Origin of the sequence: Synechococcus sp. Cu2B8-bc1011 (genome assembly GCF_047302735.1) — a bacterium.
In the GTDB taxonomy this organism is placed as follows: domain Bacteria; phylum Cyanobacteriota; class Cyanobacteriia; order PCC-6307; family Cyanobiaceae; genus Synechococcus_C.
In genome coordinates, this window is sequence record NZ_CP138915.1 from 1,823,851 (window position 1) to 1,850,103 (window position 26,253).

Here is a 26,253-nt window from a genome sequence, read left to right on the forward strand (position 1 = left end):
TCTCATCGAAAGACCTGGATTAGATCCGCCCTTGGTCCAAGCTCAGTTCCTGAAGCCTCTGGTAAAGGGCTTGTTCGTCTTCGTTCAAATGGGCAGGTATCACGATGACCACTTCCACCAGTTGATCTCCTTGTCGGTCGTTCCAGACCAGGCCGCGTTCGCGTAATCGCAACAAACGACCACTCGATGACCCTGGAGGCACCTGAAGGGTGACGGATCCCGACAGCGTTGGAACATCCACCGCGCATCCAAGGGCGGCATCAGGAGGAAACAGTTCCAAGCGGTACAGCACGCGCAACCCATCAATGCGTAGCCCCTCAGCGGTCACCACTTGCAACTGCAAAAAGTGATCACGTCCGCCAGGTGCCACTCCCTCCAAACGGAGGCGCCAGCCATCCCCAGCAAATGGAGGCGTCTCCACCTCGATCACCGTTCCATCGGAAAGCTCCAAATTCACTGCTGTTCCGTGAAGGGCCTGGTCGGGGGTCAAGACAACTGTCGTTTCGAGATTGTCTTGTGAGCGAACAGGCGGAGGCGGTTGGGGAGATGGGGTTGGTCTGTGCTCCGATTGCGCTTGATCCTCCTTGTGAGTGGGTTCAGCTCGATCAGGCTCTGGTGGATCACCAATGCCCAGAACAACAGCGAGATACTCCTCGAAATCAGGGAACCCTGAAGCAAATGGATCTTTGCTGTTACTGCGACCCGAGCGACGTTGTTCCCAGGCGACACGCCTGTCGTGATCACTGAGGACGGCATAGGCCTCATTGACGAGTTTGAAGCGCTCTTCAGCTTGGCGATCGTTCCCATTGAGATCGGGGTGCCAACGCCTTGCCTCACGCCTGAAGGCCCTCTTCAGCGCGTCTGCGTCACTTCCTGGATCGAGACCAAGGAGGGCCCAATAATCGGGCTCAGCGATAGAAGTCATCATCCCAGGGGTCGATTCCTCGACGTCCACTTCTGATTCTTTCGTCGGAACGACTGTTACCTGTGGACCAGGGGTCATCGTCCCAATCGTCGTCTGCAAAGAGTTCGTCTTTCAACGTCCCCAGCGTGCTGCGAATGCCCTGAAGCGGCCCCGTATCGCTGCTTCGTTCTGCAGAAAGGCGTCGGTTTAAACCGAAGAGAGCTTCCTGAAGGCCGCTGACGCCCATCTCCAATTGCTGAGGATCATCTTGCTCCAGCAGATCTTGGACATCTCGCATGGCCATTTCAACGGCTCTCTGCTGTCGTTCAGCGCCATATGGACCGAGTTCTAGAGCGGCATCACGCAGACGTCGCTCCGCTTGCGCCACCAAAGTGAGGGCTGAGTTGCGCCGCTCAATCGCCGCACGCCGACGCCGGTCTTCATCTGCGCGAGCTTCCGCTTCGGCTAAAAGTGCTTGTAATTCGTCTTCGTTGAGATTCGATCCACCTTGGATCGTGACGGATTGTTTTCGACCCGTCGTGCGATCGGTTGCGCTGACCTGAAGGATTCCGTTGGCATCAATGTCAAAAGCGACCTGAATTTGCGGGACACCACGGGGCGCAGGAGGAATCCCTGATAAGCGGAAACGGCCTAGGGACTTGTTGTCTTGCGCCATTTGTCGCTCACCCTGCCAAACGTGAATTTCCACGGATGATTGGTTGGCACCAGATGTGCTGAATACGTCGGATTGACGGACTGGAATGGGTGTATTCCGTGGAATCAAGACCTTCATGAGGCCTCCCACAGTTTCCAAACCAAGGGACAGGGGTGTGACGTCATTGAGCAGAAGATCTCTCAGCTCACCGGTAATGATTCCGGCTTGAACGGCTGCCCCTACAGCAACCACCTCATCGGGATTGACGGATTGACAGGGGTCATGAGGAACCAACGTTCTCACCAGCTGCATCACCATGGGCATCCGGGTGCTGCCACCCACAAGCACAACATCGTCAATGTCTTCTGCAAGCCAGCCTGAATCGCGAAGAGCAGCCTGAACAGGGGTCAGCAGTCGATCAAGCAGATCAGGACACAGGCCTTCAAATGTTTTGCGATCGAGGGTGGTCTCGATGTGAAGGGGGCCTTCCTCACCGGTCGCGATAAAAGGGAGGGAAATGGGTGTTGTGGAAATGCCTGAAAGTTCTTGTTTGGCTTTTTCCGCCGCTTCAGTAAGACGTTGAAGCGCTTGGCGATCCCTGCGAAGATCAATTTGATGTTGCTTGAGAAAGGCTTCAGCAAGCCAATCAACGATGAGTTGATCAAAGTCATTACCGCCCAGCTGGGTGTCGCCATTGGTGGCCTTGACATCGAAGACGCCATTGGCGATCCGGAGAAGTGAGACGTCAAAGGTGCCTCCACCAAGATCGAAAACAAGAACGCGACGAACAGCACTTCGATCAAAGCCATAGGCAAGGGCTGCAGCCGTGGGCTCATTGAGAATTCGCTCAATCGACAAACCAGCGAGACGTCCTGCGTCTCGAGTGGCCTGGCGCTGGGCATCATTGAAGTAGGCCGGAACCGTGAGAACGGCTGCGTCAACTGTTTCGCCTAGATAGGTACTGGCGTCATCAACAAGTTTGCGCAAGATGCTTGAGACAAGCTCTTCAGGCGCATATTCACGTTCGGTTTGAGGGCATGCCACACGAACGTTGCCCTGGTTGTTCGCACTCACGGTGTAGGGAACGGTGAGCGTGTTGTCGTCGAGCTCATCCCAAGCGCGTCCTACAAAGCGCTTGAGGTTTGAAAATGTGTTGCGAGGATTAAGGACGAGCTGGCGCCTTGCAGGCTGGCCTACCAGCAGCTCATCCTCTTTTGTGTAGCCCACAACCGATGGAGTTGTCCTAGTTCCTTCCGCGTTGGCAATCACCACCGGTCGACCCGCTTCAAGCACGGCGACTACGGAGTTCGTGGTTCCCAGGTCGATTCCGACGATCCGGCCCATAACCGCGCATTTGGTGTCTCCAAGCTAACGGGCCAAACTCCAATCACCAAGCTTCTATGTGTTCGGATCCTGTGGTGTTCTTTCCCTTACCTTCCAAACAGCAGACGTAGGGATAGGGTTTAACAATCTGTCTGCCAGCAGAGTGACCAATTTCAAGGCTCAATACCTGCTGCGAAGCAGACCAGCAGCAGAAAAGTTTGTGGATGGCAGTTTTCAGAGGCTGGTCGTGGTCATGGCCTCCATGGTTGCGCTGATTCTCATCTCCATCCTTGTGGTGGTGTTTTGGGGATCATTGGAGTCGATGGGGCGGTACGGACTGAAATTTTTGGTCACGTCCAATTGGAATCCCGTTGATGATGAATACGGAGCGTTCACGGCGATCTATGGAACACTTGTGACCTCTCTGTTGGCACTTGTTATTGCTGTTCCTTTAGGAGTTGGTACTGCAATATTCATTACAGAAGACATCATTCCACTGAAGATCAGAAATATTATTGGCTTGATGGTAGAGCTGCTAGCTGCCATTCCCTCTGTGGTTTTAGGTTTGTGGGCGATCTTTATTTTAGAGCCATTTATTCGACCTTTTCTCATGTTCCTTTATGAGGATTTTGGATGGATACCATTTTTTAGTACGGAACCATTGGGACCAGGTATATCACCAGCTATTTTGATTCTGGTTGTGATGATATTACCGATCATCACTGCCATAGCCCGTGATTCATTAAACCAAGTGCCGATGCAACTCCGCCAAGCTGCCTATGGAGTTGGAGCGACGCGCTGGGGAGCCATTCTGAATGTCATTTTACCTGCAGCTGTATCAGGAATTGTTGGTGGAGTGATGCTTGCCCTCGGGAGAGCAATGGGAGAAACCATGGCGGTCACGATGATTATCGGAAACTCAAATGTCTTTAGTTGGTCCTTGCTCGCTCCTGGCAATACGATTTCAGCCATGCTTGCCAACCAGTTTGGAGAGGCAGATGTTGGGCAACTCTCTTCACTGATGTATGCAGCATTTGTTTTAATGATTCTTACTTTGCTGGTCAATATATTGGCTCAGTGGCTTGTAAAACGTCTCAGTCTAAAGTATTAATCAATGAACTATCCCTCATCAACTATTCGATCTGAAGCTCGAGTTCCGGACCTGAGCTACAAGGGTTTTTTAAAGAGAAATCTTGGTAGTCGTTTTTTATCATTTTTGGCCGGTGTGTTTTCAATTCTTTGCGTTTTGCCGTTGATTGCGGTTCTTGCTTATGTTTTGATCAAAGGTATTTCTACGATTAATGTTGATTTCTTTACCCAACTCCCGCCTCCTCCAGGCGGGCAAGGTGGAGGAGTTGGTAATGCCATTCTTGGAAGTATTGTTGTTACAACGATAGCGGCCTTGATTGCAATTCCCATCGGCGTTGGTGGTGGTATTTACTTAGCCGAATATTCCACTGGCCGTGGCTTTTCACAATTCATTCGATTTGGAACGAATGTACTTGCTGGTGTCCCGTCAATCATTGCTGGCGTTTTCATTTATGGAGTGATTGTTTCTACTCGAATCCTTTTTGGCCATACCTTCAGCGCGATTGCGGGAGGAACTGCTCTGTCTGTTTTGATGCTTCCCACTGTGGTCAAGACAACAGATGAAGGCTTGAAACTTGTTTCCAACGACCTGCGACGTGCTGCTTATGGAGTTGGTGCATCTCGTTTCGTGACTATCAGTCAAATTACGCTCCCCAAGGCTTTTACTCCGATTGCAACTGGGGTGGTGTTGTCGATCGCTAGAGCCGCTGGAGAAACTGCACCATTGATTTTTACAGCTCTGTTCTCTCCGTTCTGGCCGAATGGCATCTTTGATCCTATTGCAACTCTATCTGTCTTAATTTATAATTTTTCTGCACAGCCTTATGATCTGCAAAACCAACTCGCTTGGTCAGCATCCTTTCTTCTCGTTGTGTTCATATTCGCCCTCAATCTTCTCGCTCGTTGGTTTGGGAGGATGGCAAATAAGTGATATCGATGATTAAAGGCTTCAATTAATCAATTTCCGGTTCTGAACTTTTCTCTCATGACAGCCCTTTCATCAACAGAGTTGCAGGAACCAAATCTTGATACTTGCCTGTCGATTCAAAATACAACAATTAGTTATGGCGAATTTGAAGCCTTAAAAAATGTTTTCTGTGATATCCCAAGAGGCAAGGTAACGGCATTTATTGGACCCTCGGGTTGTGGCAAGTCAACTCTCCTAAGAGGTCTTAATCGAATGAATGATTTGATTGAGGGTTGTACTCTTAAAGGAAGAATACTTTTTGACGGTGCGGATTTATACGCTCCTGAAGTTGACCCAGTCGAAGTTCGTCGTCGCATTGGAATGGTATTTCAACAACCCAATCCCTTCCCAAAGAGCATCTATGAAAATATTGCTTTCGGTGCTCGCATTAATGGATATAACGGCGATATGGACGAATTGGTTGAACGCTCACTACGTCAAGCAGCAATATGGGATGAATGCAAAGACAAACTTAAAGAGAGTGGAAATTCCCTTTCCGGTGGCCAACAGCAACGTCTTTGTATTGCACGCACCATAGCGATCGAGCCTGAAGTGATCTTGATGGATGAACCATGTTCTGCACTCGATCCGATCTCAACCTTGAAAATTGAGGAAACCATCCATGAGCTTAAAAATAATTTCACGATCGTAATCGTGACTCATAATATGCAGCAGGCTGTACGTGTCAGTGACATGACAGCATTCTTTAATGCTGAGGCTATAGACGGAGAATCAGGGAAAGTGGGATATCTCGTAGAATTTAATGACACAGATAAGATTTTCAATGCTCCCTCACAGCAGGCTACTAAGGATTATGTCTCTGGTCGTTTTGGTTGATTGAATCGGTATGACGACCCCCTGTCTTTACCTCCTGTAGGACTATTTCCGATTGAATTGATTGAATGTATCAAGGAGCCCTTGATGCTCTCCACCCATTCATGAGCTTTGATGTTCATTTAAGAGATTTTTTGATTCCGCTTCATTCGCTAAAAGTGCTCCGTCTGTCGTTCTTTCTTGATGTGTTTGGATCAAACGATGTCAGATCGCTGATGCCCCCCTTTCAATGGTTGACTCTTTCAATGGCTGACTCGAGTCCAATCAAAAACCCCTCGCAAAGCAAGGGGTGGATGAGCTTCAACGGAGAGGGAGGGATTCGAACCCTCGATAGAGTTGCCCCTATACAGCATTTCCAGTGCTGCGCCTTCGACCACTCGGCCACCTCTCCAGTGGCTGAAGTGAGAATGTAGCAGGGCGTTTCCTGAGGGCCTGATATGAGACCAAATCACACAGTCACAATTCACTGGCTACAGGCTGGACGAACGATCACCCATCAGGTTCCAGAGGGGGAGTACATCCTCCAAAGCTTCGAGCAACAGGGAGATCCACTCCCTTTCTCCTGCCGTAATGGTTGCTGTACGTCCTGCGCGGTAAAAATCAAGGCGGGATGCCTCGATCAAGCAGAGGCCATGGGACTCTCAAAGGAGCTCAGGCAACAGGGTTATGGACTGCTTTGTGTTGCAAGAGCGCTGGGACCTCTTGAAGCAGTCACACAAGATGAAGATGAGGTGTATGAGCTTCAATTCGGTCGTCATTTCGGTCGGGGGCGGATACGCCACGGCATTCCACTGGAGGAGGAGTGATGTCTTCAGCACTTGATTGTCGTCAAGTTGCCTACGATGCTCAACTTGACGAATCCAGCCTGCGAAAGCTATCTGAGGTAGCCCGAACTGCTGCAAATCTCGGAGCGACCGTGCTGATGAAGCATTACGGCCGCCTCAGCAGTATCAAAAGCAAGGGCCGCGTTGGCGACTTAGTCACAAACGCCGATTTTGCCGCTGAACAAGTGGTACTCGACTATCTGAGGGAACACACTCCCTCGATTGCGATCCTTGCCGAAGAATCAGGCCCGAGCGGGAGCCCAAGTTCCCTGTGTTGGTGTGTCGATCCCCTCGATGGAACGACCAATTTTGCCCATGGGTATCCGTTCTTTGCTACCTCAGTGGGTTTGATCTGGAAGGGGACCCCACTGCTGGGTTCAGTGGCAGTGCCCTTTCTGAACGAGACCTATTGGTGTTCCCCTCAGATCGGAAGCTTTGTGAACGACACACCCATTCAGGTGAGTGATTGCAGCTCATTGCAAGACAGCCTTCTTGTGACGGGATTTGCCTACGACAGGCACGAACGGATCGATAACAATTACGCCGAGTTTTGTTGGTTAACCCATCGATGTCGTGGGGTTCGTCGGGGAGGAGCCGCTGCCGTTGATCTTGCTTTCGTTGCCACTGGACGTTTAGACGGCTACTGGGAGCGTGGTTTGGCACCATGGGATCTCGCCGCTGGTGCAGCGTTGGTGGCCTGTGCGGGTGGTTCTGTTGGTGATTACAAAGACACCCCATTTGATGTTGAGCAAGGCAGGATTCTCGCAACCTCACCCGGGCTACACCTGCCTTTAAAACAAGAATTGGCCAGCGTGACCGCTTTTGAACCCAAGCTTTATGGAGCTTGAGATTCAGCAGTCATAAGATTGTTGTTCGTGATTTGTTGACTAGCTGGATGGCCCTGCAACCCGCCACGGGCGCTCGAGATCTGAATCCGAAGCAAGTCCAACAAAATCAGTATTTGCGGGACCAGTTAGCGACGGTGTATCGCCATTGGGGATACGACGAAGTGTCGCCACCACAGGTTGAGAGGCTCGACACACTCATGGCAGGTGGTGCGATTGCCAGCCATGACGTGGTTCGACTTGTGGCTGATGACCCGCTCGGTCTCAGGCCCGAGATGACAGCCTCGATTGCGAGAGCCGCTTGTACAAGACTGAAAGACCGAGCGCGGCCACTACGACTTTGTGCCTGCGGAACCATTTTTGAATGCCGAGCAGCAGAAGAGGGGGGATTGTCTATTGAAGAGAAGCTGCACAGTGGTGTTGAGCTTTTCGGAGTGAAAGATCTGGCAGCAGAACTCGAACTCCTGACGCTGCTCTTACAGGCTATGAATGCTCTCTCCCTGCTTGGGGAGCATCAGCCACAACTTCTGATTGGCCATACGTCATTGATGGAATTGGTGTTGGCCCCATTTGAGCAACCGCTTCGGGAAGAAATCCGCAGCTGCTTAATCCAATACGACCGACTCGGTCTAGAAGCCATGGGACTTGAAGCTTCAGATCTCCAACGGCTGGTGAACCTTCTGGACTGTCGCGGCACACCCATGACAACCCTTGAACTGTTGGAAGAAAGTTTCGGTTCGCAACCTGTTTTGACTGACCTGACACGATTGTTTCTGCATCTCAGTCCACTTGCTGAACAACAATCTCTCGCACTTCAATTGGATCCCACCTTTCACCCTCACCATCAGCTCTACGACGGTTTTGTTTTCCAACTTGTTTGTCAGGGGGTTTCAGCTCCAGTGGTGATTGCCCGTGGAGGACGTTACGACGGTTTGGTAGAGCGATGTGGTGAAAGTGAGTTGAAGGCTGGAGGTGTGGGATTTAGTTTCTGTCTCGACGATATTCGCGACCTTCCTGGCTCTAACACTGAAATTGCGAAAGCCGAATCACGTATTTTAATTTGCTGGAGCGATGATTCAAGCCTTGAAAAGGCTTTAGTGAAACAGACGCGCTGGCATGCTCAAGGGAAAATCGCCGAATGTGATCTCAAGTCTTGTCACAACCGTGAAGAAGCAGAGAGGCGTCTCCAGTCATCCGGATGCAACACCATGGACTGGCTCTCTGATTAGATTGCCCTCGATAGGAACCAATCGCTATGGCACACACGATCGTCACTGACATCTGCGAGGGGGTAGCTGACTGTGTCGACGCTTGTCCAGTTGCCTGCATTAAGCCAGGCAGTGGGACAAACAAGAAGGGAACAGATTTTTATTGGATTGATTTTGATACCTGCATTGACTGTGGTATTTGTCTACAGGTCTGCCCTGTAGCTAACGCCATCGTTCCTGAAGAGCGAGCAGACTTACAAACGCCTGGATGATGTCCATCGATCCCAGCATGATCGGATATCGCATTTCAATCCCATAAGGCTGAACTGTGATTAAGAGGTTCGGAGAACCCCCTCAATCCGCCGTTGTACAACGAAGGGGCCATCACTAAAGTTGAGCTTTAATTTTGGTGTTATGGCGGTGTTGGACGAGCAGGGACAAATTCAGATTCATACCGAGAATATTTTTCCGATCATTAAGAAGGCCGTCTACTCCGGCCATGAGGTGTTTTTGAGGGAGTTGGTCAGCAATGGTGTTGATGCGATCAATAAGCGCAGAATGGCCGCTATGGCAGGCGACTGCAGTGAGGGAGAAGATGGCAAAATCAAAATTCATTTAGACCGCGAGGCCAAAACTCTTACGATTTCCGACAACGGAATTGGTATGTCTGCAGATGAGGTTAAACGCTATATCAATCAAGTTGCCTTTTCTAGCGCTGAAGACTTTCTCGAGAAATATAAGCAAGAAGACGATGCCATCATCGGCCACTTCGGTTTAGGTTTTTATTCGAGCTTTATGGTGGCGGAGAGCGTTGAATTGCTCACCAAATCTGCCAAGCCTGATCATGAAGCGGTGCGTTGGTCCTGCGATGGTTCGCCCAATTTCAATCTAGCTGCAGCAGAACGCACCGAAGCAGGCACCGATGTGATCTTGCATCTGATGGAGGAGGAGCTGGAATATATAGAGCCAGCCAGAATCAAAACTCTAATCAATACGTACTGTGACTTTATGTCAGTACCGGTGCAACTTGAAGGGGAAACTGTTAACAAAATGGTGGCTCCATGGCGTAAAAATGCCAGAGAGCTTTCGGATCAAGACTACATTGATCTTTACAATTATCTTTATCCTTTCCAGGGTGATCCGTTGCTTTGGGTTCACTTAAATACTGATTATCCCTATAATTTGCAAGGCATTCTTTTCTTTCCGAAGCAAACAGGAAGAGCTGACTGGGAAAAGGGAGAAATTAAGCTGTACTGCAATCAGGTGTTTGTAAGCGATTCAATCAAGGAGGTTGTACCACGCTATCTCCTTCCTTTGAGAGGCGTGATTGATTCGCCTGATATTCCTTTAAATGTCAGCAGAAGTGCACTTCAAACCGACCGTCGAGTGCGCTCCATAGGTAATTTTGTTGCAAAGAAAGTTTCTGATCGCCTTCGCAGTCTTAAAAAGGAGGATCCGCAAGCCTACGCAGAGGCTTGGGAATCCCTTGCACCGTTTGTGAAGATCGGGGCTATGGAAGATGACAAGTTTGCAGAGCAAGTAGAAGAACTTGTGATGTTCGCTACCAGTGCACCCGCCTCTACTGAAGATTCATCAGATCCAATCAGTGGGAACGAGCGGAGTTTTACAACCCTTGATGGCTATAGGGGCCGTATGGCTGGTGATGAGAAATTAATTTTGTATTGTACAGATGAAATATCACAATCAGCAGCACTTAATTTATGGACTTCACAGGGACGAGAAGTTTTGTATGCAGATACAGTAATTGATAGTCAGTTCATTCCATGGCTTGAAACACGCCACGAAGAACTTAAGTTCCAACGTGTTGATGCTGAATTAGATTCTTCGCTGAAGGAAGAATCACCTGAGCTAAGTGATGGAGACGGAGAAACAAAAAGTGAGAGCTTGCGCAAGTTGATTAAAGATGCTCTTTCAAACGACAAAGTGACGGTTCAGGTGCAATCTCTCAAATCAGGCGCCGAGGGTCCAGCAGCGCTCATTTTGCTACCAGAGCAAATGCGTCGGATGAACGACATCGGTGCATTGATGGATCAGCGACTACCTGGATTGCCTGACTATCACGTGTTGCTCGTGAATCAAAAGCATCCGCTAGTGGAAGGTCTGCTGAAACTCCAGGCTGGTGGCGTCATTGTTGGCGATGCAGGTCAATCACCGAGCGAAATGCTTGCACGAGACCTAGCTCAACATTTGTACGAGACAGCAAAGCTGTCTGTGGGGGGGCTTGATCCAAAAGAACTCGCAAACTTCCAAACCAATAATTTGCAACTGATGTCTCGACTGATGGAGCGAGGGATCTAAGCAGACACTTTGCTAATATTTCCACTCGGCCATTGGCCACCGCTTTCTTAAGGACGCCGTTATGTCACGGGTGTGTCAGCTCACAGGAACTCGCGCCAACAACGGCATGGCTGTGAGCCACTCGCATATACGTACCAAAAAGCTTCAACAGGCCAATTTGCAGCAGCGCCGGTTGTGGTGGGCCGAAGGGAAGCGTTGGATCAATCTGCGCATCACGACTCGTGCCCTGAAGACCATCCAGAAAAAAGGTTTGGATGCTTACGCACGCTCTTTGGGAGTCAACCTCGGAAAACTCTGAGTTTCTCTAGAATTTCCGAACTGACATCGGTTCGATGAAAAGACGATCCCTACTCCAGACAGCTGTTCTGGGAGCAGGGATTTTTTTATTGGCCCCCACCCGTGTCCGCGCGTTGGGAGGACAAGCTCCCCAGACCGGAATCAAAGCACCTGACTTTGACCTTCCTGGGTTTAGCCCTGTGCAACCTGACCAAAAGCACTGGAGCCTGACCGATTTTCAAGGTCGTTGGTTGGTGCTTTACTTCTATCCGAGGGATTTCACTTCTGGTTGCACGATTGAAGCCCACGGATTTCAGGACGCATTGCCAGCTTTCAAAAAGAAAGGTGCAGAGGTCGTCGCCATTAGTGCAGACTCTCTCAGCGACCACGAATCATTTTGTAGCTCTGAGGAGCTTAAGTTTCCTTTGCTTTCTGATCCTGATGGCGTTGTGAGCAAGGCCTATGGATCTTGGATGGCGCCTTACTCGATGAGGCACACCTTTCTTATCGATCCAGAGTCCGTCCTTCAGGCTGTCTGGACAGGGGTGCGCCCCGTAGGTCATGCCAATGAAGTGTTCACCCGACTCAGCCAGTTACAGACCAGTTGAGTTCTCAGCGCGTGTTAGAGATGGGGGGTTGACCATGGCTCGGTAGAGCTAGGAAAGAGAGGTGAAGCATGGCGGTCACAAAGGGGCAAAGTCCATTCATTCTTCTGTATCACCGGACCCCATTTGACGAGGGAAGAGATGAAAAGGGAAATAGGATTTGGTGCGATCAGAAAAGTCCCAATGGAATTATCCCGACTTTAAGGAATTTATTTCGAACGAGAGAAAACGGTACTTGGATTGCATGGAGGAAAGTTGACAAAGTTGAAGATGCTCATGATGAAAACATCTCAATGTCTAATCCGAAACCATTTACTCTCTGCAGGATCCCACTAGAAGAAGATCAAATCTCTAGTTTTTATCATGTAACCTCTAAGGAATCGTTCTGGCCAATTTTACATACTTTTCCCACACATTTTAATGTCAACAATGCAGATTGGGGTATTTTTGAAGAGGTTAATCTAAGGTTTGCGAAAGCCGCATGTCATCAGGCAGCCGAGTCAGCAACCGTTTGGGTTCATGACTATAACTTGTGGCTTGTTCCTGGTTATATCAGAGAATTACGGCCTGACCTGAAGATTGCATTTTTCCATCACACACCTTTTCCAGGAAATGATGTATTTGCCATTTTGCCCTGGCGCGAACAGATTCTCGAAAGTCTTTTGTGTTGCGATGTTGTTGGATTCCATATTCCACGTTATACCGAAAATTTTGCACGTGCTGCTAACTGCCTATTAGGAGCTAAAAAGGGATCGAAGCAACCTGTGAACTCTCGATTTGTATCGACTGGTTCGGCATTAACTGAACCATCGGAAACCCCTTGTTTACATTACAAGGGACGTAAGATTCAACTTTTGTCGTCACCAGTAGGAACATCGCCAGATGTTATCCAAGAACTTGCAGCACGAGCTGATGTTCAAGAGTTAGCCGATAAAATTGACGATGACACAAAAAAAGGTAGAAAGCTAATTCTTTCTGCTAGCCGTGTTGATTATACAAAGGGCAATGAAGAGCTTTTACTTGCCTTCGAACGTTTACTGGAGCGTCGTCCAGATTGGCATGGAAAAGTTGTTCTGATGCTGGCTTGTGTTGCAGCTGCAAGCGGGATGAAAATCTATGAAGACACGCAACGCACCATTGAAGAGACCGCTGGTCGTATTAATGGACGATTTAGTTTGATTGATTGGGTTCCTATCCGATTCTCAACACGTCGTATCCCTTACGAAGAAATGGTTGCATGGTTCACACGTTCAGATATCTGTTGGATCACACCACTTCGAGATGGATTAAATTTGGTAGCTAAAGAATATGCTGCTGCACGTAAGGACCGCGGAGGAGCATTAGTTCTCTCTGAGTTTACGGGTGCCTCTGTTGTGCTTGATGGAGCGATTTTGACCAATCCCTATTCACATCGTCAGATGGATGATGCGATTGAAAGAGCGCTAGAAATGCCCAAAGACGAGCAAATACTACGAATGAGCCGAATGAGTAGTGCTGTTGAGAGTTTCACCGTGAGTGATTGGGTTCACGAACAGATGGATGCACTTGAACACTAAGCTCAAGACCGATGACCAAAGTTATTTTCCCAAGACGATTACTAGGCCTTCTTATTGCTGTTTTAATTTGTAGTACATCCTTTGCCCTTGTCCAGGCAACAACGATTGAATCAGTTTCGTTTTTGATGGCAGCCCCTTTTGCTGATGCGACTCAAGATTTGGTGAAGCAGTTTAATCAAGAGCATCGTGGTGTCATTAATTTGAAAGTAATTAGGGGTCCACTGGAAACAGAAGCCATGTCTGATTTAGCTATCAGTAGCTTGCTTTTAGGTAAAGCTCCCTTTGATGTCTTATTGATGGATGTCACATGGCTACCAAAATATGCAGCAGCTGGTTGGATGGTACCTCTTGAGGATTATTTTAATGACAATGATATTAACGAATTAGCGACAGGTGCACGGGAAGGCAATTCATATAATGATCATCTTTATCGTTGGCCATTGACGGCAGATATGGGGTTACTTTATTACAGAACTGATTTGATGGATCAGCCACCAGAAACTCCAGAAGACTTGATTTTAATGAGTCAATCCCTGCAAAATAATCAAAAAGTAGATTGGGGCTATGTCTGGCAAGGTCGTCAGTATGAAGGGCTTAGTTGTGTCTATTTGGAAATGATAGATGGCTTTGGTGGTGATTGGTTGCAGACCAGTACCAATCAAATTGGATTAAATTCAACTCCCGGTGTTGAAGCAGCGGCATGGTTACAGGACCTCATCGATCAAGGTGTTAGTCCAGAGGCAGTCACCAATTATGCGGAATCTGAGGCGTTGCAGAGCTTCAAAGTTGGTGATTCTGCATTCATGCGCAATTGGCCCTACGCCTGGGCTGAACTTCAAAAATCGGATAGCGCTGTTAAGGGAAATGTTGGTATTACGACCATGGTTGCTGAACCTGGACACACCACTGCCACGCTTGGAAGCTGGGGTCTAGCGGTTCTACAAGGGTCTTCGCATGTGGAGGCTTCGATCGAAGCCATTCGTTTTCTCACATCTGAGTCTGCACAAAAGGAGTTATTTCTCAAATATGGATATACACCAACACAACAACGTGTTTTTGATGATCCACAATTACTCCAAGAATCACCAATCCTCGCTGAATTTGGGAAGGCTCTTAAAGTCGCTAAACCAAGGCCTCAAACGCCGTTATATGCTCAAATCAGTGATGTTTTACAACGTCAACTCAGTTCGATTTTAACTCGTGAGCAAACTCCACAGTTAGGGATGGATATAGCAGACATTAATACCAAGCAAATTCTGATTTCAGCGGGAGATGGCTCATGATTTCGTTTCTTTTAGCCCCAGCTCTGCTGTTACTTTTAGTTGTTTTTATTGGGCCCTTATTTCGTTATGGCTGGCTTAGTTTTCATGCCGATTCCGTGATTACAGGATTAATTGCGATTCCAAATGGAGGAGCCAATTGGCTAAGGCTATTGCAAGATCAACGGTTTTGGCAGGACTTGGCCCAAACACTGCGCTTCGCAGGCGTCTCAGTGGGCCTCGAGCTGCTTCTTGCACTCATGATCGCACTCTTACTTGACCAGAGCTGGCGGGGTCGTGATGCGGTGCGCACTTTGGCACTCATTCCTTGGGCCTTACCCACAACAGTGATGGCGCTGGGTTGGCGTTGGATTTTCAATACACCTTATGGCCCAATTGATCAATTCACAAGGATGATTGGTCTTCGCTCATTGAATATTCTTGGTGATCCCAGTTTTACCTGGATGGCAACAGTATGGGCCGATGTTTGGAAAACAACGCCCTTTGCAGCCTTGATCCTGCTTGCTGGCTTGCAGACGATTCCGGTTGATCTTTATGAAGCAGTACGCCTAGAAGGAGGCAATGCTCTCATCTGTTTGCGACGAATAACACTTCCATTGTTGCGGCCCTATATTTTACTTGCTTTGCTTTTTAGACTCGCACAAGCTTTTGGCGTATTTGATTTAATTCAAGTCCTCACTGGTGGTGGTCCAGCGAGTAGTACTGAAAGTGTTGCTTTGTATGCTTATTGGAATGCACTGCGGTTTTTGGACTTTGGATATAGCGCTACCATTATCATGGCCAGCTTTATACTTATTAGTTTAATTTGTTTCATTGCTTGGATTGTTTTGCAATTGTTGATTCCTGTCCATCCAAAAACAAGTCATTCTATCGAGCCATGAATCGACGATTCCTCATTGGGCTACTACTGCTTTGGTCTTTGGGGCCATTGATGTGGCAGCTTTATACCTCCTTCTGTAATGATCAAGCTCTAACTCAACCCTTTTCATCCATTGATCATCGTTGGACATTGATTCATTATCGCAATGTACTAACTTCCAATCCGCCATTCTGGCGTTATCTTGTCAATAGCTTAATCGTTGGAATATCCAGTACATTTCTTTGCTTACTACTAGCACTACCTGCTGCCTATGCATTGAATCGAATTCCGAGACAAATTTCAATCCTCAGTCGATTAGTCCTTGTTGGAGCTGCTTTGTTCCCCTATGTATTGCTATTCTTGGCTTTACTTGAGTTAGCACGGGCATTAAATCTGGGCAATCAACTTCTTGCTTTAAGCTTCCCGTATGCTGCCCTCTCGCAACCGCTGGCGATCCTGCTGCTCAACAGTGCATTTAAGGACCTCCCCCCTGAATTAGAAGATGCTGCAAAACTAGAAGGTCTCTCTCTTTTTCAACGAATGCGTTGGATTCTGATCCCTCTTATTTCACCAGCCACCGCTAGTACTGCAATCCTGGTGTTTCTTTTTTCTTGGAATGAGTATCCAATTGCCTTAACTTGGATAAGCGAATCAAGTAAATTAACATTGCCTGTTGCAATGGCGAGAATAGCTGGCTCATCAATTTATTCCGTTCCCTATGGTGCTTATGCAGCGGCAACTGTACTTGGTTCTATTCCTCTAGTTCTACTTGTTTTGATCTTTCAAAAACCGATTGTATCTGGTCTTACTAGCGGAGCGGTTAAAGGATGACTCTTCAAATTCAAAATTTGGGACGGCGTGTTGGGCAACAATGGATTGTGCGTCATCTCAACCTTCAGGTTGATGATGGTGAATGTGTTGCTTTAGTTGGTCCATCTGGCTGCGGAAAGAGTAGTACTTTGAGACTCATTGCTGGACTTGATCCAGTGTCTGAAGGAGAGATCCTTTTTGATCAAGCTAATGTCACGCATGCAAAAGCAGCTCAAAGAGCTGTTGGAATGGTATTTCAGAGTTATGCCTTGCTTCCGCACTTGAGTGTCCTGGCTAATTTAGAGCTTGGTTTGCGGGTACGTGGAGTTCGTGCGCCTGAGCGCAAACAGCGAATTGAAGCCATGCTCGATCTTGTGCAATTGCAGGACCGTGCTGATGTGTTGCCGGCACAGTTGTCTGGAGGTCAAAGGCAACGGGTGGCGTTGGCAAGAGCATTGTTGCGTGATCCTGATGTGTATTTGCTCGATGAGCCTATGAGCAATTTGGATGCCCAACTTCGGGAGGAGTTACGTCCAGAGCTTCGTCGCCTTGTTCTGAATCGGCAAAAACCAGTTATCCATGTCACTCACGACCAGCATGAGGCGATGGCGATTGCTGACCGTATTGCAGTTCTACATTCTGGTCGCATTCAACAGGTTGCTACTCCTGCTGAGCTCTATCGTCGTCCTGAAACGTTGTTTATTGCCAGGTTTATTGGGAGACCACAGATTAATTCCTTTATACATGACGATGGTTACGTTTGTGCCATTAGGCCCGAGTCCCTCTACTTTGCCAAGGAGGGGGTTCCTTGCAAATTAATCTCTCGCGAATGGCTTGGTAGTTCTCAGCTCCTTTACCTTGATTCACCTCAAGGGCCATTGAGGTTATCTTGTTCAACGGCTGTTGCCATACCTGAGTCTATCCATGTTTCATGGAATGTCTCTGATGAGCATCATTTCGATTCCACAAGTGGACATCGGCTTCCATAACCAGCTTTATTTTTCTTCAATATGTGTCAGTTTTCACTTTCTTTTTTGATTTTTAGTTCAGTTCATTGATTGAGATCTTCCAAGACTGATCTCAAGACTCTCTGGTGTTCGTAGGACTGTTCCCGAATGCTTTGAAGGTGTAGCTTTGATGGTGGATTTGACATGCATTGACACCAACTTTCCAACATAATTTCTAGGCTAGGTAATTCTGCTAAATCAACCCAGGGCACATCTGCGGTTCTTGCTGCTGCCTCTACTTTTGGGTCGTAGCTGAGTGCAGCTGAAGGACATTGACTTGCAATTGCCAGTATTAGTGCATGCAATCGCATTGCAAGTACTAAACTTGCCTCTTTGAAGATGGTCTGAGCATGTTCTATGTTTTCGGCTAGAACTGTTTGTGAATTTAGGTAGAGCGTGTTGGGTACCAATCCCTTTTCGTTCAATGCTTGGAGCAAGCTCGCATCTTGATGGGTATGAAATGCAAACCAAGTCACTGACTTTCCCGTAGTTTTACTGAGTTGATCGACTCCTTGAAGCAACAGTGACCAATCGCTAGCTGTTAACAAGTTGGTTGGGCGCCAACACAACACAATATTTCCCCCTCCTTGATGCTCACTCATTGGATGAGTCCAGACCGGATCTGGAGCTACTGTCATCGACGTTGTAATTCCAAGTCGCTTCGCCAGTTGCATCGATGCAGCATCTCTCCATGTAATCGACGTCACACCATTCAGCACCAGCCCTACGAGATAGCGACTCCACGAATGCCTAAGTGGACCGAGTCCTTGTCCCCACAACAGCACCGGTTTACGCTTAAATCGCGCCACCACAATCAAAATAATGTAATAAATAAGGCTTCGAAAACTTGTGCTGTCTTGGAGAAGGCTTCCACCTCCAAGGACCACAACCTGCACCTTCTTAATGCTTTTGAGGACAGTCTTCAACGACCTCCTGTTCACCACTGATCCACGGGGGACAATCGTGTGAACAGCGTCGAAATCATGGGCCGTAATCAGGGGATGCCAGCCTTGAGGCAACTGTTTGCTCAATACCTCAAGTAAGGCGTCATCTCCGAGGTTGTGTTCTCCGTAATAGCCACAGAGGAGAATGCGCCTCGGCGATGAAGACGAAGCCAGGCCAGACATTCAGAACACCATGGATGTATCCATTATCCGCGCTTAGGCCGCCTACGTTGGTGAAAGGCTCGGTTGTGAAGCATGCATGCCCTTTCACTTGGCACATGGTGGATTCATGTGGCATCAGTCTTTGAGTGGTTGTTGGCGATGGTGCTGATCGCTCAGCGCGGTTCAAAGCGCTCTCAAACGAGCATGATCTGGCTCTCTGCAGCCATGATTCCTGCCTTGATCAGTGCCATGGCTGCGTGCACTTGGCACTTCTATGACAACACCGAGAGCCTTCGTTGGCTTGTCACTCTTCAAGCCAGTACAACCCTTGTAGGAAATGTCACGTTGGCCATTGCTGCTTGGAATTTGCAACGCGACGACATGGTGAAGGGATGACATTGAACTTTGATCCAGCTCCCCTCTTTGCCTTCTCGTTGATTCCCTATTTGGTGTTTCTGTACCACCTAGGCCGCAGTAGCAAACTGCCAAAATTGACCATTCTTGGTTTTCAGCTCACGCTTTTGTTTGTCGCCGTCACAATTGCTGCCGCTGTTTTTGCCCTCGTTCGATACGACTCTGAATTGGTGGCTGTGGATTGGCTTCATGGTGGTGCTGAAGCCTTTCTGACCTTGAGCAATGCCTGCATTGTTGCCGGGCTGCTTCGATCGAAGCCGAAAGAACCAGTGAATAACTCTTACGAGGAGGAGATCTTGGGCCGTTGAAATCGGAAGATAAGGTGTCGCTTGCTGTGTTGCATGTTTACTCCTCTTCTGGCTATCGCTCCAGCCACCCTTTCCTGGTCCCCCAAAGTTGGCCTTGTGATGGTGGTCTGCAACATCATTGCCATCGCGATTGGCAAAGCCACGATTAAGCATCAAGACGTAGGTCTCAAACTGCCTGGTTCAAAATTCTTTGGTGGTATGAGCCACGCCAGCATGGTTGCCACCACAAGCCTTGGTCACATCATCGGTTTTGGTGCCATCCAGGGACTCGCAGCCCGAGGTGTTCTTTAAGTTTCCCTCGAAGTGGGAGTGCATCTGAGGCAGCATTGCTGCTTCAGATGATTCATGCTGAGCCAGCTGAAGACACTTCAGCTGGTGCAATCTCTTCGAGGCTGAGGGACCCTGTTGTTGAAAGCAGGAAATGCTGCTTGATTCGGACTGCCATTTGATCCGGTGTCAAACCCAAGGCTTCAAAGCTTTGCTGGGGAGTTGCATGATCCACCAGTCGATCAGGAATACCTATGCGGAGCATGGGAATCGCTAACCCTTTCTCCTGGAGCGATTCAAGAACAGCTGAGCCAAAGCCACCAGCTAACGCTCCCTCTTCCATCGTGACAATCTTGCCAATCTTCTTCGCCATGGGATGAATGAGTGCTTCATCCAGCGGCCGTAAATATCGGGCATTAATCACAGCAACCTCTACCCCCACTGCTGCCAAACATTTCGCCGTCGCCACTGCCTTTGGCACCATGGCTCCATAAGCAACGACCAAGATATCCTTACCCTCACGTACGACTTCACCACAGCCAATCGGGAGAGCCTCCCAGCCTTCTTCCATCAATGGCACTCCTTCACCAGGGCCACGAGGAATTCTCAAAGCTGTGGGGCCATCATGGTTGAGGCAAGTCACCAGCATTCGTTGAAGCTCCGCCTCATCCTTGGGCGCCATCACGGTGAAATTGGGAATTGCACGCATGTAGCTGATGTCGTATTGGCCTTGGTGGGTTGGGCCATCAGCACCGACAATTCCAGCCCTATCCAATACAAACGTCACCGGCAGTTTTTGAATCCCTACATCGTGGATGAGCTGATCAAAGGCTCTCTGTAAAAACGTGCTGTAGATCGCGACCACTGGCCTCAATCCATCGCAAGCCATGCCTGCGGACAGGGTGACGGCATGCTGTTCAGCAATGCCAACGTCGATGTATTGGTCGGGGAGTGCTTTTTGGAGAATATCCAGGCCAGTTCCAGTCGCCATCGCTGCTGTAATTCCAACAACTTTTGGATTCTGTTCGCAGAGTTTGACAAGAGTTTGACCAAACACCTTGCTGTAACTCGGTGGTTTTGGCGTTTTGCTAGGCCTCGCTTTGCCTGTACTGAGGTTGAAAGCTGACTGCGCGTGGTAACCAACTTGATCAGCTTCTGCGTAGGGATACCCTTTGCCTTTCTTTGTAACAACATGAACCATGACCGGACCGCCCACGCGATGAGCGGATTGAAACGTTCGGGTCATTTCAGCAATGTCATGACCATCGATCGGACCGATGTAGGTGAAACCAAGCTCTTCAAAGACGGCGCCAACTTTTGGAACAGCGAGTCGTCGCATGCTCTCCTTGAGCCGATTCAGCTCAGGTGGAATCTCTCCCCCCATGAAGGGGAGATTTCTTACGCTTTCTTCAACGCTTCCAGACAAAAATTGAATTGGTGGGCTTAATCGCATCCGATTCAGGTAGGTCGACAGCGCTCCAACAGGTGGAGAAATCGACATGTCGTTGTCGTTTAAAACAACGAGAAGTGGAGTGGATGGAAGATGACCTGCATGGTTGATCGCCTCTAAGGCCATACCACCAGTCAGCGCCCCATCACCAATCACAGCAACGCATTTGTAATCAAGACCTTGCCGATCACGGGCTATGGCCATTCCCAAAGCTGCCGAGATGGATGTGCTGGCGTGCCCAGCACCGAAATGATCAAAACGACTTTCCGTTCTCTTGAGGTATCCGGCAACTCCTCCCTGCTGACGCAGGGAGTCGAAGCTTCCATAGCGTCCAGTAATCAATTTGTGCGGATACGCCTGATGACCCACATCCCACACCACCTTGTCTTGATCAAGATCAAGGGTTTGGTAAAGGGCCAGTGTTAATTCAACAACTCCTAATCCGGGTCCGAGATGGCCGCCACTGTTGGACACCACTTCCAAATGGCGTTCACGAATTTGTTTGGCCACATCCTCAAGCTGGGTCTCCGACAGCCCATGCAGCTGATTGGGATGGGTTAATTCGCTCAGATGCATACCCATCCTCACACCGGTTCAGTCAATCTACGAGCCCCACCGACCCTTTGCGATCTTGAGCGGTTGTCAGACTGCAGCAATGGATCATTATTTGCCGAGGATCCTGCGCGCCCGTGTCTATGACGTGGCCCGGGAAACCCCTTTAGAACTCGCCAACAATTTGAGCCGACGGCTGAGCAACAGCGTTTGGTTGAAACGGGAAGATCTTCAACCCGTTTTTTCTTTCAAGCTGCGAGGTGCTTACAACCGCATGGCTCAACTCTCAGAGGCTGAGCTGTCACTCGGGGTCATCGCTTCCAGTGCTGGAAATCATGCCCAAGGTGTGGCCCTCAGCGCCTCCCATCTCCGCTGTAGAGCTGTGATCGTGATGCCAGTCACGACCCCTGGTGTGAAAGTTGATGCTGTGCGCCAGCTGGGAGCCGAGGTGGTGCTTCATGGTGAGACGTACGACGAGGCCTACGCCGAAGCCAGGTCACGGAGCGAAGCTGAGCAGCTTTGCTTTATCCATCCATTTGACGATCCTGAGGTGATCGCTGGACAAGGCACTGTGGGCATGGAAATCCTGCGCCAGTGTCATCAGCCACCCGACGCGATTTACGTGGCGGTGGGCGGTGGTGGTTTGATCGGCGGAATTGCCGTTTACGTGAAGAGTCTCTGGCCTGACGTCCAAATCATTGGTGTTGAACCCCACGATGCAGCCGCCATGACCCTGTCCCTAGAGGCCGGTGAACGCATCCGTTTGCCTCAAGTTGGGCTGTTTGCGGATGGAGTGGCTGTTCGTGAGGTAGGTGAACACACTTTTGAATTGGCTCAAAAGTATGTCGATGACATCGTGACCGTTAGTACTGATGAAATCTGTGCAGCGATCAAAGATGTTTTTGAAGACACCCGCTCGATTCTCGAACCCGCCGGCGCTCTCGCTGTTGCTGGTCTCAAAGCAGATGTGAGCCGAAGGTCGCTCCAGAATCAAAATCTTGTTGCAGTGGCCTGTGGCGCGAACATCAATTTCGCGCGTCTGCGTTTTGTTGCCGAACGTGCCGAATTGGGTGAAGAACGCGAAGCGATGCTCGCCGTGGAAATACCAGAACGTCCGGGCAGTCTTCGCTGTCTGTGTGAATTACTGGCCGACCGGAGCCTGACTGAATTTTCCTATCGAATGCGAGCTGGTGACCAAGCCCATATTTTCATGGGCGTTCAGGTGAGCGGGCCCGATGACAGATCGTCCTTGATTGGCCATCTCAACACGCACGGCTATCCATGCCTTGATCTCAGTGACGATGAACTCTCCAAAGTTCATCTTCGGCACATGGTTGGAGGTCGGCTCCCTGCCAGTGCAACGACCAGCCATGTGCAGGAGCTGCTGTATCGCTTCGAGTTTCCAGAGCGACCAGGGGCCTTAATGCGCTTCGTTACGGCTTTGCATCGCGACTGGAGCATCAGCATTTTCCACTACAGAAACCATGGAGCCGATGTGGGTCGGATTGTGGTGGGTGTTCTTGTCAGTCCAAACGATCTCAAGGCTTGGCAATCCTTCCTTCGCGACCTTGGTTACAGCAGTTGGGAAGAAACGAGTAATCCGGCATACCAACTGTTTCTTGGTGGATGATGAGGAGTGAATAGCCAAAACATCTACCAGCGTTACTTTGAAGCCGGTTCATAGGGGGAGGTCATGGCGCAAGGATTGGATCGAAGCAACATGCAGGAGCTCAATCTCTCCCTTCCAGCTCGCTTGGAGGCCATCCTTTATCTGAAGGGAAAATCTCTATCGGTTTCGGAGCTGGCCGAGCTAGCTGATGCCAGTGAAAAAGAAGCAGAGCAGGGCTTGCTCGCATTGGTCGCTGGCTATGCCCAACGGGATACCGCCTTGGAAATTCATGAAAACAGTGGCCGTTACAGCCTTCAGCTCCGGGCTGGTCTTGGTGAACTTGTTCGTAATCTTTTACCGGTCAACCTCTCCACGGCAACGCTCAGAACGCTGGCCACGATTGCTTTGAAACGCCGAATCCTTCAGTCGGAGCTCGTTGAATTACGAGGGTCAGGCGCTTATGACCACATCAAAGAGCTACTCAGCCAGAACTTCATTGAGCGCAAACGCCAAAGCGATGGGCGTTCCTATTGGCTCAGTCTTTCTGAAAAGTTTCATCGCACATTTTCTGTGCTTCCTGATAGAGGGATCTCAGAACCGGATCAGGCTGCATAAAGTTCATTCATAACTCTCTCAAGAAGCACCAATGGATTTGAGTTTTGTTTCCACCTTTCTGCAGATCATTGCGCAGACCCTGCAGATTTATTCTTTTGTCTTGATCGTTCGAGTGCTTCTTACCTGGTTCCCGAATGTTGACATGGGAAACCCTGTGCTCAGCACGGTGAGTTCGATCACTGACCCTTACCTCAATGCCTTTCGAGGCCTGATCCCTCCATTAGGTGGACTAGATCTTTCGGCCATTCTTGCTTTCGTTGCCCTGAGCTTGATGCAACAGCTCTTGGTGTCGGCCAGTTATGCCTTTGCAGGTGGATTTGGCACCTACGGCTAAGCCTGTCGTCAGCCATGGACCTCAGCGATGATCTCCGCTCCCCTTCAACTGCCCACGAGCTGATCGGTCACGCAGTTTCCTGAGGTTTTGGTTGGCCACATCCTCCAGCTCATATCCCAGTTCACTCGCGAGTTGAGCCACGTACCAGAGCACATCACCAAGCTCCAGGGCGATCTCAGCTCGCACCTCTTCATCAAAGAGCCCGGCTCGGTCGCGCAGCACCTTCTTCACCTTGTCTGCCACCTCCCCGGCCTCACCACTGAGGCCCAGGGTCGGATAGATGGGATTGCTGCCAGCATCGGGGTATAGAGCCGTCAGCCTTGCAGCGGCCTGATAGGAATTCAGGTCCATACGAATCATGTTGAAGAGAGTCATCATCCAACAACTTTTCGAGTCCCAAAGGGCAAGACGGTAGATTCCGCAAGCTTCAAGACCTGTGGATGGCTCAGATCGATCTAACCCGTAGAACCAAGATCGTGGCCACCATCGGGCCCGCAACGGAAAGTCCAGAAAGGATCCGTGAACTCATTCAAGCCGGAGCGACCACGTTTCGACTGAACTTCTCCCATGGAGATCACAGCGAGCACGCCGAACGAATCGCCACGATTCGGCAGGTGGCCCACGAATTGGGAGCCCATATCGGCATTCTTCAGGATCTTCAGGGTCCGAAGATTCGCTTAGGTCGGTTCGAAGAAGGTCCGATCACACTCGCGAAAGGCGATCAATTCGCCCTTACGGCGAAGCAGGTGCGATGCAATCAGACGGTTGCAACAGTGACCTACGACAAGCTGGCCGAAGAAGTCTCTGCTGGCAGTCGAATCCTTCTGGATGATGGCCGCGTTGAGATGAAGGTTGATCGTGTGGATAGCGTCGACCAGACCCTCCACTGCTTGGTCACCGTTCCTGGCGTGCTGTCCAACAACAAGGGTGTCAACTTCCCGGATGTGCAGCTCTCTGTCCGCGCCCTAACCCAAAAAGATCGCCAAGATCTGGCCTTTGGTCTTCAGCAGGGTGTCGACTGGGTGGCGCTGAGTTTCGTTCGCAACCCCTCTGACATGCAGGAGATCAGAGAACTGATTCGTAAGCACGGATACAGCACTCCTGTGGTTGCAAAAATCGAAAAGTTCGAAGCGATCGATCAAATTGACGCGATTTTGCCGCTTTGTGATGGCGTGATGGTCGCTCGAGGTGATCTGGGGGTTGAAATGCCAGCAGAAGAAGTCCCTCTTCTTCAAAAAGATCTGATCCACAAAGCCAACAGCCTGGGGATCCCGATCATCACGGCGACCCAGATGCTCGATTCCATGGCCTCGAGCCCTAGGCCTACGCGTGCTGAGGTCAGTGACGTTGCCAATGCCATTCTCGATGGCACTGATGCGGTGATGCTGTCCAACGAGACCGCTGTTGGTGACTTCCCTGTTGAGGCTGTTGAAACGATGGCGACGATCGCTAGACGGATCGAACGGGATTATCCTCAACGGCCCATTGATACGCATCTGCCGAGCACGATCCCGAATGCGATTAGTGGGGCCGTGAGCAGCATTGCCAGGCAGCTCAACGCGGCTGCGATCTTGCCTTTAACCAAAAGCGGTGCCACCGCCCATAACGTCAGTAAGTTCCGCCCCTCCACTCCGATCCTTGCGATCACCAGCGAAGTCAACGTGGCGCGCAAGCTTCAGTTGGTTTGGGGCGTGACTCCACTGTTGATAGAAACTCAGAAGAGCACCACCGCCACCTTCACTTTGGCGATGGCTTATGCCCAAGAGATCGGTGTGCTCAAAGACGGTGATCTTTGCGTGCAAACAGCAGGGACGCTTGCGGGAATCAGTGGTTCGACTGACCTGATCAAAGTGGGGATCGTGAGTGCTGTACTCGGACGAGGTACGGGTTTCGGAACTGGCTCTGTGAGCGGAAAAGTGCGCATTGCGATGTCTGCCAGTGATTGCGCCCGACTGGAACCCGGAGACATTCTTGTGGCTCGGGATACGTCAGCGGATTACCTCGACGGCATTCGCGATGCGGCAGCTGTGATCACAGAACAACCAGGTGAGGACTCACACGCTGCGGTCATCGCCAAACGCTTAGGCGTTCCCGTGATTACAGGGGTCGCCAATGCCACACAAGATCTCAGAGAAGGCGAAGTGGTCACCTTGCACGTGAAAGATGGTGTGGTTCATCGGGGAACCGGCAGCAACCAGGCGATGAAATTAGACACCATGCTCTGAGTTTGGTCCTAT

General features: G+C 49.7%; 27 protein-coding genes and 1 tRNA gene. 22 read left to right on the forward strand and 6 right to left on the reverse strand.

Translation table 11 applies throughout. The features are described from left to right. Positions 1-19 precede the first annotated feature (19 nt). Positions 20-925, reverse strand: a complete 906-nt coding sequence (locus SIC18_RS09435; protein WP_048346489.1) for a DnaJ domain-containing protein — start codon at positions 923-925, stop codon at positions 20-22. Further along, positions 909-2,903 (reverse strand): molecular chaperone DnaK, encoded by a 1,995-nt coding sequence (gene dnaK / locus SIC18_RS09440; RefSeq protein WP_048346490.1) that lies wholly within the window; start codon positions 2,901-2,903, stop codon positions 909-911. The genes SIC18_RS09435 and dnaK overlap by 17 nt, the downstream gene beginning before the upstream one ends. A 142-nt stretch (positions 2,904-3,045) precedes the next feature. Here dnaK and pstC point away from each other — a divergent pair, with 142 nt between their 5' ends. Genes pstC through pstB form a run of 3 tightly spaced genes read left to right on the forward strand, consistent with a single transcriptional unit; the run spans position 3,046 to position 5,775 of the window. Further along, complete coding sequence (gene pstC / locus SIC18_RS09445) at positions 3,046-3,993, forward strand: phosphate ABC transporter permease subunit PstC (protein ID WP_250395195.1); 948 nt, start codon at positions 3,046-3,048, stop codon at positions 3,991-3,993. A gap of 3 nt (positions 3,994-3,996) precedes the next feature. After that, positions 3,997-4,902 carry a phosphate ABC transporter permease PstA gene (pstA, locus tag SIC18_RS09450; RefSeq protein ID WP_413429424.1) on the forward strand — a complete coding sequence of 302 codons (906 nt, stop codon included), beginning with the start codon at positions 3,997-3,999 and terminating at the stop codon, positions 4,900-4,902. Between the two features lie 54 nt (positions 4,903-4,956). Then, positions 4,957-5,775, forward strand: coding sequence for a phosphate ABC transporter ATP-binding protein PstB (gene pstB, locus SIC18_RS09455; RefSeq protein ID WP_250395193.1), 819 nt, complete (start codon positions 4,957-4,959; stop codon positions 5,773-5,775). Between the two features lie 301 nt (positions 5,776-6,076). Here pstB and SIC18_RS09460 read toward each other — a convergent pair. Next, a tRNA-Ser gene (locus SIC18_RS09460) sits at positions 6,077-6,163 on the reverse strand. A gap of 46 nt (positions 6,164-6,209) precedes the next feature. Here SIC18_RS09460 and SIC18_RS09465 point away from each other — a divergent pair. The 12 genes from SIC18_RS09465 (at position 6,210) to SIC18_RS09520 (ending at position 17,343) form a co-directional block, all read left to right on the forward strand. Next, positions 6,210-6,578: a 2Fe-2S iron-sulfur cluster-binding protein gene (locus tag SIC18_RS09465; protein WP_048346494.1), complete on the forward strand. Its 369-nt coding sequence runs from the start codon at positions 6,210-6,212 to the stop codon at positions 6,576-6,578. Further along, positions 6,578-7,444 (forward strand): inositol monophosphatase family protein, encoded by an 867-nt coding sequence (locus SIC18_RS09470; protein ID WP_048346495.1) that lies wholly within the window; start codon positions 6,578-6,580, stop codon positions 7,442-7,444. The genes SIC18_RS09465 and SIC18_RS09470 overlap by 1 nt, the downstream gene beginning before the upstream one ends. Before the next feature lie 47 nt (positions 7,445-7,491). Further along, positions 7,492-8,670, forward strand: a complete 1,179-nt coding sequence (locus tag SIC18_RS09475; RefSeq protein ID WP_048348141.1) for an ATP phosphoribosyltransferase regulatory subunit — start codon at positions 7,492-7,494, stop codon at positions 8,668-8,670. A 26-nt stretch (positions 8,671-8,696) separates the two neighbouring features. Further along, entirely contained in the window at positions 8,697-8,921 is a 225-nt protein-coding gene (locus tag SIC18_RS09480) for an indolepyruvate ferredoxin oxidoreductase subunit alpha (RefSeq protein ID WP_071840735.1), read from the forward strand. A gap of 142 nt (positions 8,922-9,063) precedes the next feature. After that, on the forward strand, positions 9,064-10,968 hold the full coding sequence (htpG, locus tag SIC18_RS09485) for a molecular chaperone HtpG (protein WP_413429427.1): 1,905 nt from the start codon (positions 9,064-9,066) through the stop codon (positions 10,966-10,968). 61 nt (positions 10,969-11,029) lie between these two features. Then, positions 11,030-11,266 carry a 50S ribosomal protein L28 gene (rpmB, locus tag SIC18_RS09490; RefSeq protein ID WP_048346497.1) on the forward strand — a complete coding sequence of 79 codons (237 nt, stop codon included), beginning with the start codon at positions 11,030-11,032 and terminating at the stop codon, positions 11,264-11,266. Between the two features lie 34 nt (positions 11,267-11,300). After that, positions 11,301-11,852, forward strand: coding sequence for a peroxiredoxin (locus tag SIC18_RS09495; protein WP_413429429.1), 552 nt, complete (start codon positions 11,301-11,303; stop codon positions 11,850-11,852). A 68-nt stretch (positions 11,853-11,920) separates the two neighbouring features. Further along, positions 11,921-13,405, forward strand: a complete 1,485-nt coding sequence (ggpS, locus tag SIC18_RS09500) for a glucosylglycerol-phosphate synthase (RefSeq protein ID WP_048346499.1) — start codon at positions 11,921-11,923, stop codon at positions 13,403-13,405. A gap of 11 nt (positions 13,406-13,416) precedes the next feature. Further along, entirely contained in the window at positions 13,417-14,688 is a 1,272-nt protein-coding gene (locus SIC18_RS09505; RefSeq protein WP_413429431.1) for an ABC transporter substrate-binding protein, read from the forward strand. Then, the gene (locus SIC18_RS09510; RefSeq protein ID WP_413429433.1) at positions 14,685-15,566 is read left to right on the forward strand and encodes a carbohydrate ABC transporter permease; all 882 of its coding nucleotides are present in this window, start codon (positions 14,685-14,687) and stop codon (positions 15,564-15,566) included. The genes SIC18_RS09505 and SIC18_RS09510 overlap by 4 nt, the downstream gene beginning before the upstream one ends. Then, on the forward strand, positions 15,563-16,375 hold the full coding sequence (locus SIC18_RS09515) for a carbohydrate ABC transporter permease (protein ID WP_413429434.1): 813 nt from the start codon (positions 15,563-15,565) through the stop codon (positions 16,373-16,375). The genes SIC18_RS09510 and SIC18_RS09515 overlap by 4 nt, the downstream gene beginning before the upstream one ends. Continuing rightward, positions 16,372-17,343 (forward strand): ABC transporter ATP-binding protein, encoded by a 972-nt coding sequence (locus SIC18_RS09520; RefSeq protein ID WP_413429436.1) that lies wholly within the window; start codon positions 16,372-16,374, stop codon positions 17,341-17,343. Before SIC18_RS09515 ends, SIC18_RS09520 begins: the two co-directional genes overlap by 4 nt. 62 nt (positions 17,344-17,405) lie before the next feature. Here SIC18_RS09520 and csaB read toward each other — a convergent pair whose 3' ends face one another. Next, positions 17,406-18,488 (reverse strand): polysaccharide pyruvyl transferase CsaB, encoded by a 1,083-nt coding sequence (csaB, locus tag SIC18_RS09525; protein WP_413429437.1) that lies wholly within the window; start codon positions 18,486-18,488, stop codon positions 17,406-17,408. 72 nt (positions 18,489-18,560) lie between these two features. On the opposite strand from csaB, the gene SIC18_RS09530 reads away from it, so the two are divergent. Genes SIC18_RS09530 through psaK form a run of 3 tightly spaced genes read left to right on the forward strand, consistent with a single transcriptional unit; the run spans position 18,561 to position 19,480 of the window. Beyond that, a complete protein-coding gene (locus tag SIC18_RS09530; RefSeq protein WP_413429439.1) occupies positions 18,561-18,863 on the forward strand; it encodes a DUF2499 domain-containing protein in 303 nt (100 codons plus the stop codon). Continuing rightward, positions 18,860-19,189: a DUF3593 domain-containing protein gene (locus SIC18_RS09535; protein WP_413429440.1), complete on the forward strand. Its 330-nt coding sequence runs from the start codon at positions 18,860-18,862 to the stop codon at positions 19,187-19,189. The genes SIC18_RS09530 and SIC18_RS09535 overlap by 4 nt, the downstream gene beginning before the upstream one ends. Before the next feature lie 33 nt (positions 19,190-19,222). Further along, the gene (gene psaK, locus SIC18_RS09540; protein ID WP_048346507.1) at positions 19,223-19,480 is read left to right on the forward strand and encodes a photosystem I reaction center subunit PsaK; all 258 of its coding nucleotides are present in this window, start codon (positions 19,223-19,225) and stop codon (positions 19,478-19,480) included. Positions 19,481-19,532: 52 nt separating this feature from the next. Here psaK and dxs read toward each other — a convergent pair whose 3' ends face one another. Then, positions 19,533-21,482, reverse strand: coding sequence for a 1-deoxy-D-xylulose-5-phosphate synthase (gene dxs, locus SIC18_RS09545; RefSeq protein ID WP_413430533.1), 1,950 nt, complete (start codon positions 21,480-21,482; stop codon positions 19,533-19,535). Between the two features lie 79 nt (positions 21,483-21,561). Here dxs and ilvA point away from each other — a divergent pair, with 79 nt between their 5' ends. From ilvA to SIC18_RS09560, 3 genes are all read left to right on the forward strand, one after another. Continuing rightward, entirely contained in the window at positions 21,562-23,088 is a 1,527-nt protein-coding gene (gene ilvA / locus SIC18_RS09550; protein WP_048346509.1) for a threonine ammonia-lyase, biosynthetic, read from the forward strand. 90 nt (positions 23,089-23,178) lie between these two features. Further along, positions 23,179-23,682, forward strand: coding sequence for an SMC-Scp complex subunit ScpB (gene scpB, locus SIC18_RS09555; RefSeq protein WP_048348142.1), 504 nt, complete (start codon positions 23,179-23,181; stop codon positions 23,680-23,682). Between the two features lie 31 nt (positions 23,683-23,713). After that, on the forward strand, positions 23,714-24,016 hold the full coding sequence (locus SIC18_RS09560; RefSeq protein ID WP_048346510.1) for a YggT family protein: 303 nt from the start codon (positions 23,714-23,716) through the stop codon (positions 24,014-24,016). Positions 24,017-24,037: 21 nt separating this feature from the next. Here the strand turns inward: SIC18_RS09560 and SIC18_RS09565 are convergent, their stop codons facing one another. Then, a complete protein-coding gene (locus SIC18_RS09565; RefSeq protein WP_048346511.1) occupies positions 24,038-24,367 on the reverse strand; it encodes a nucleoside triphosphate pyrophosphohydrolase family protein in 330 nt (109 codons plus the stop codon). An 89-nt stretch (positions 24,368-24,456) separates the two neighbouring features. Here SIC18_RS09565 and pyk point away from each other — a divergent pair, with 89 nt between their 5' ends. Continuing rightward, the gene (pyk, locus tag SIC18_RS09570; protein ID WP_048346512.1) at positions 24,457-26,241 is read left to right on the forward strand and encodes a pyruvate kinase; all 1,785 of its coding nucleotides are present in this window, start codon (positions 24,457-24,459) and stop codon (positions 26,239-26,241) included. The last annotated feature ends 12 nt before the right edge of the window (positions 26,242-26,253 follow it).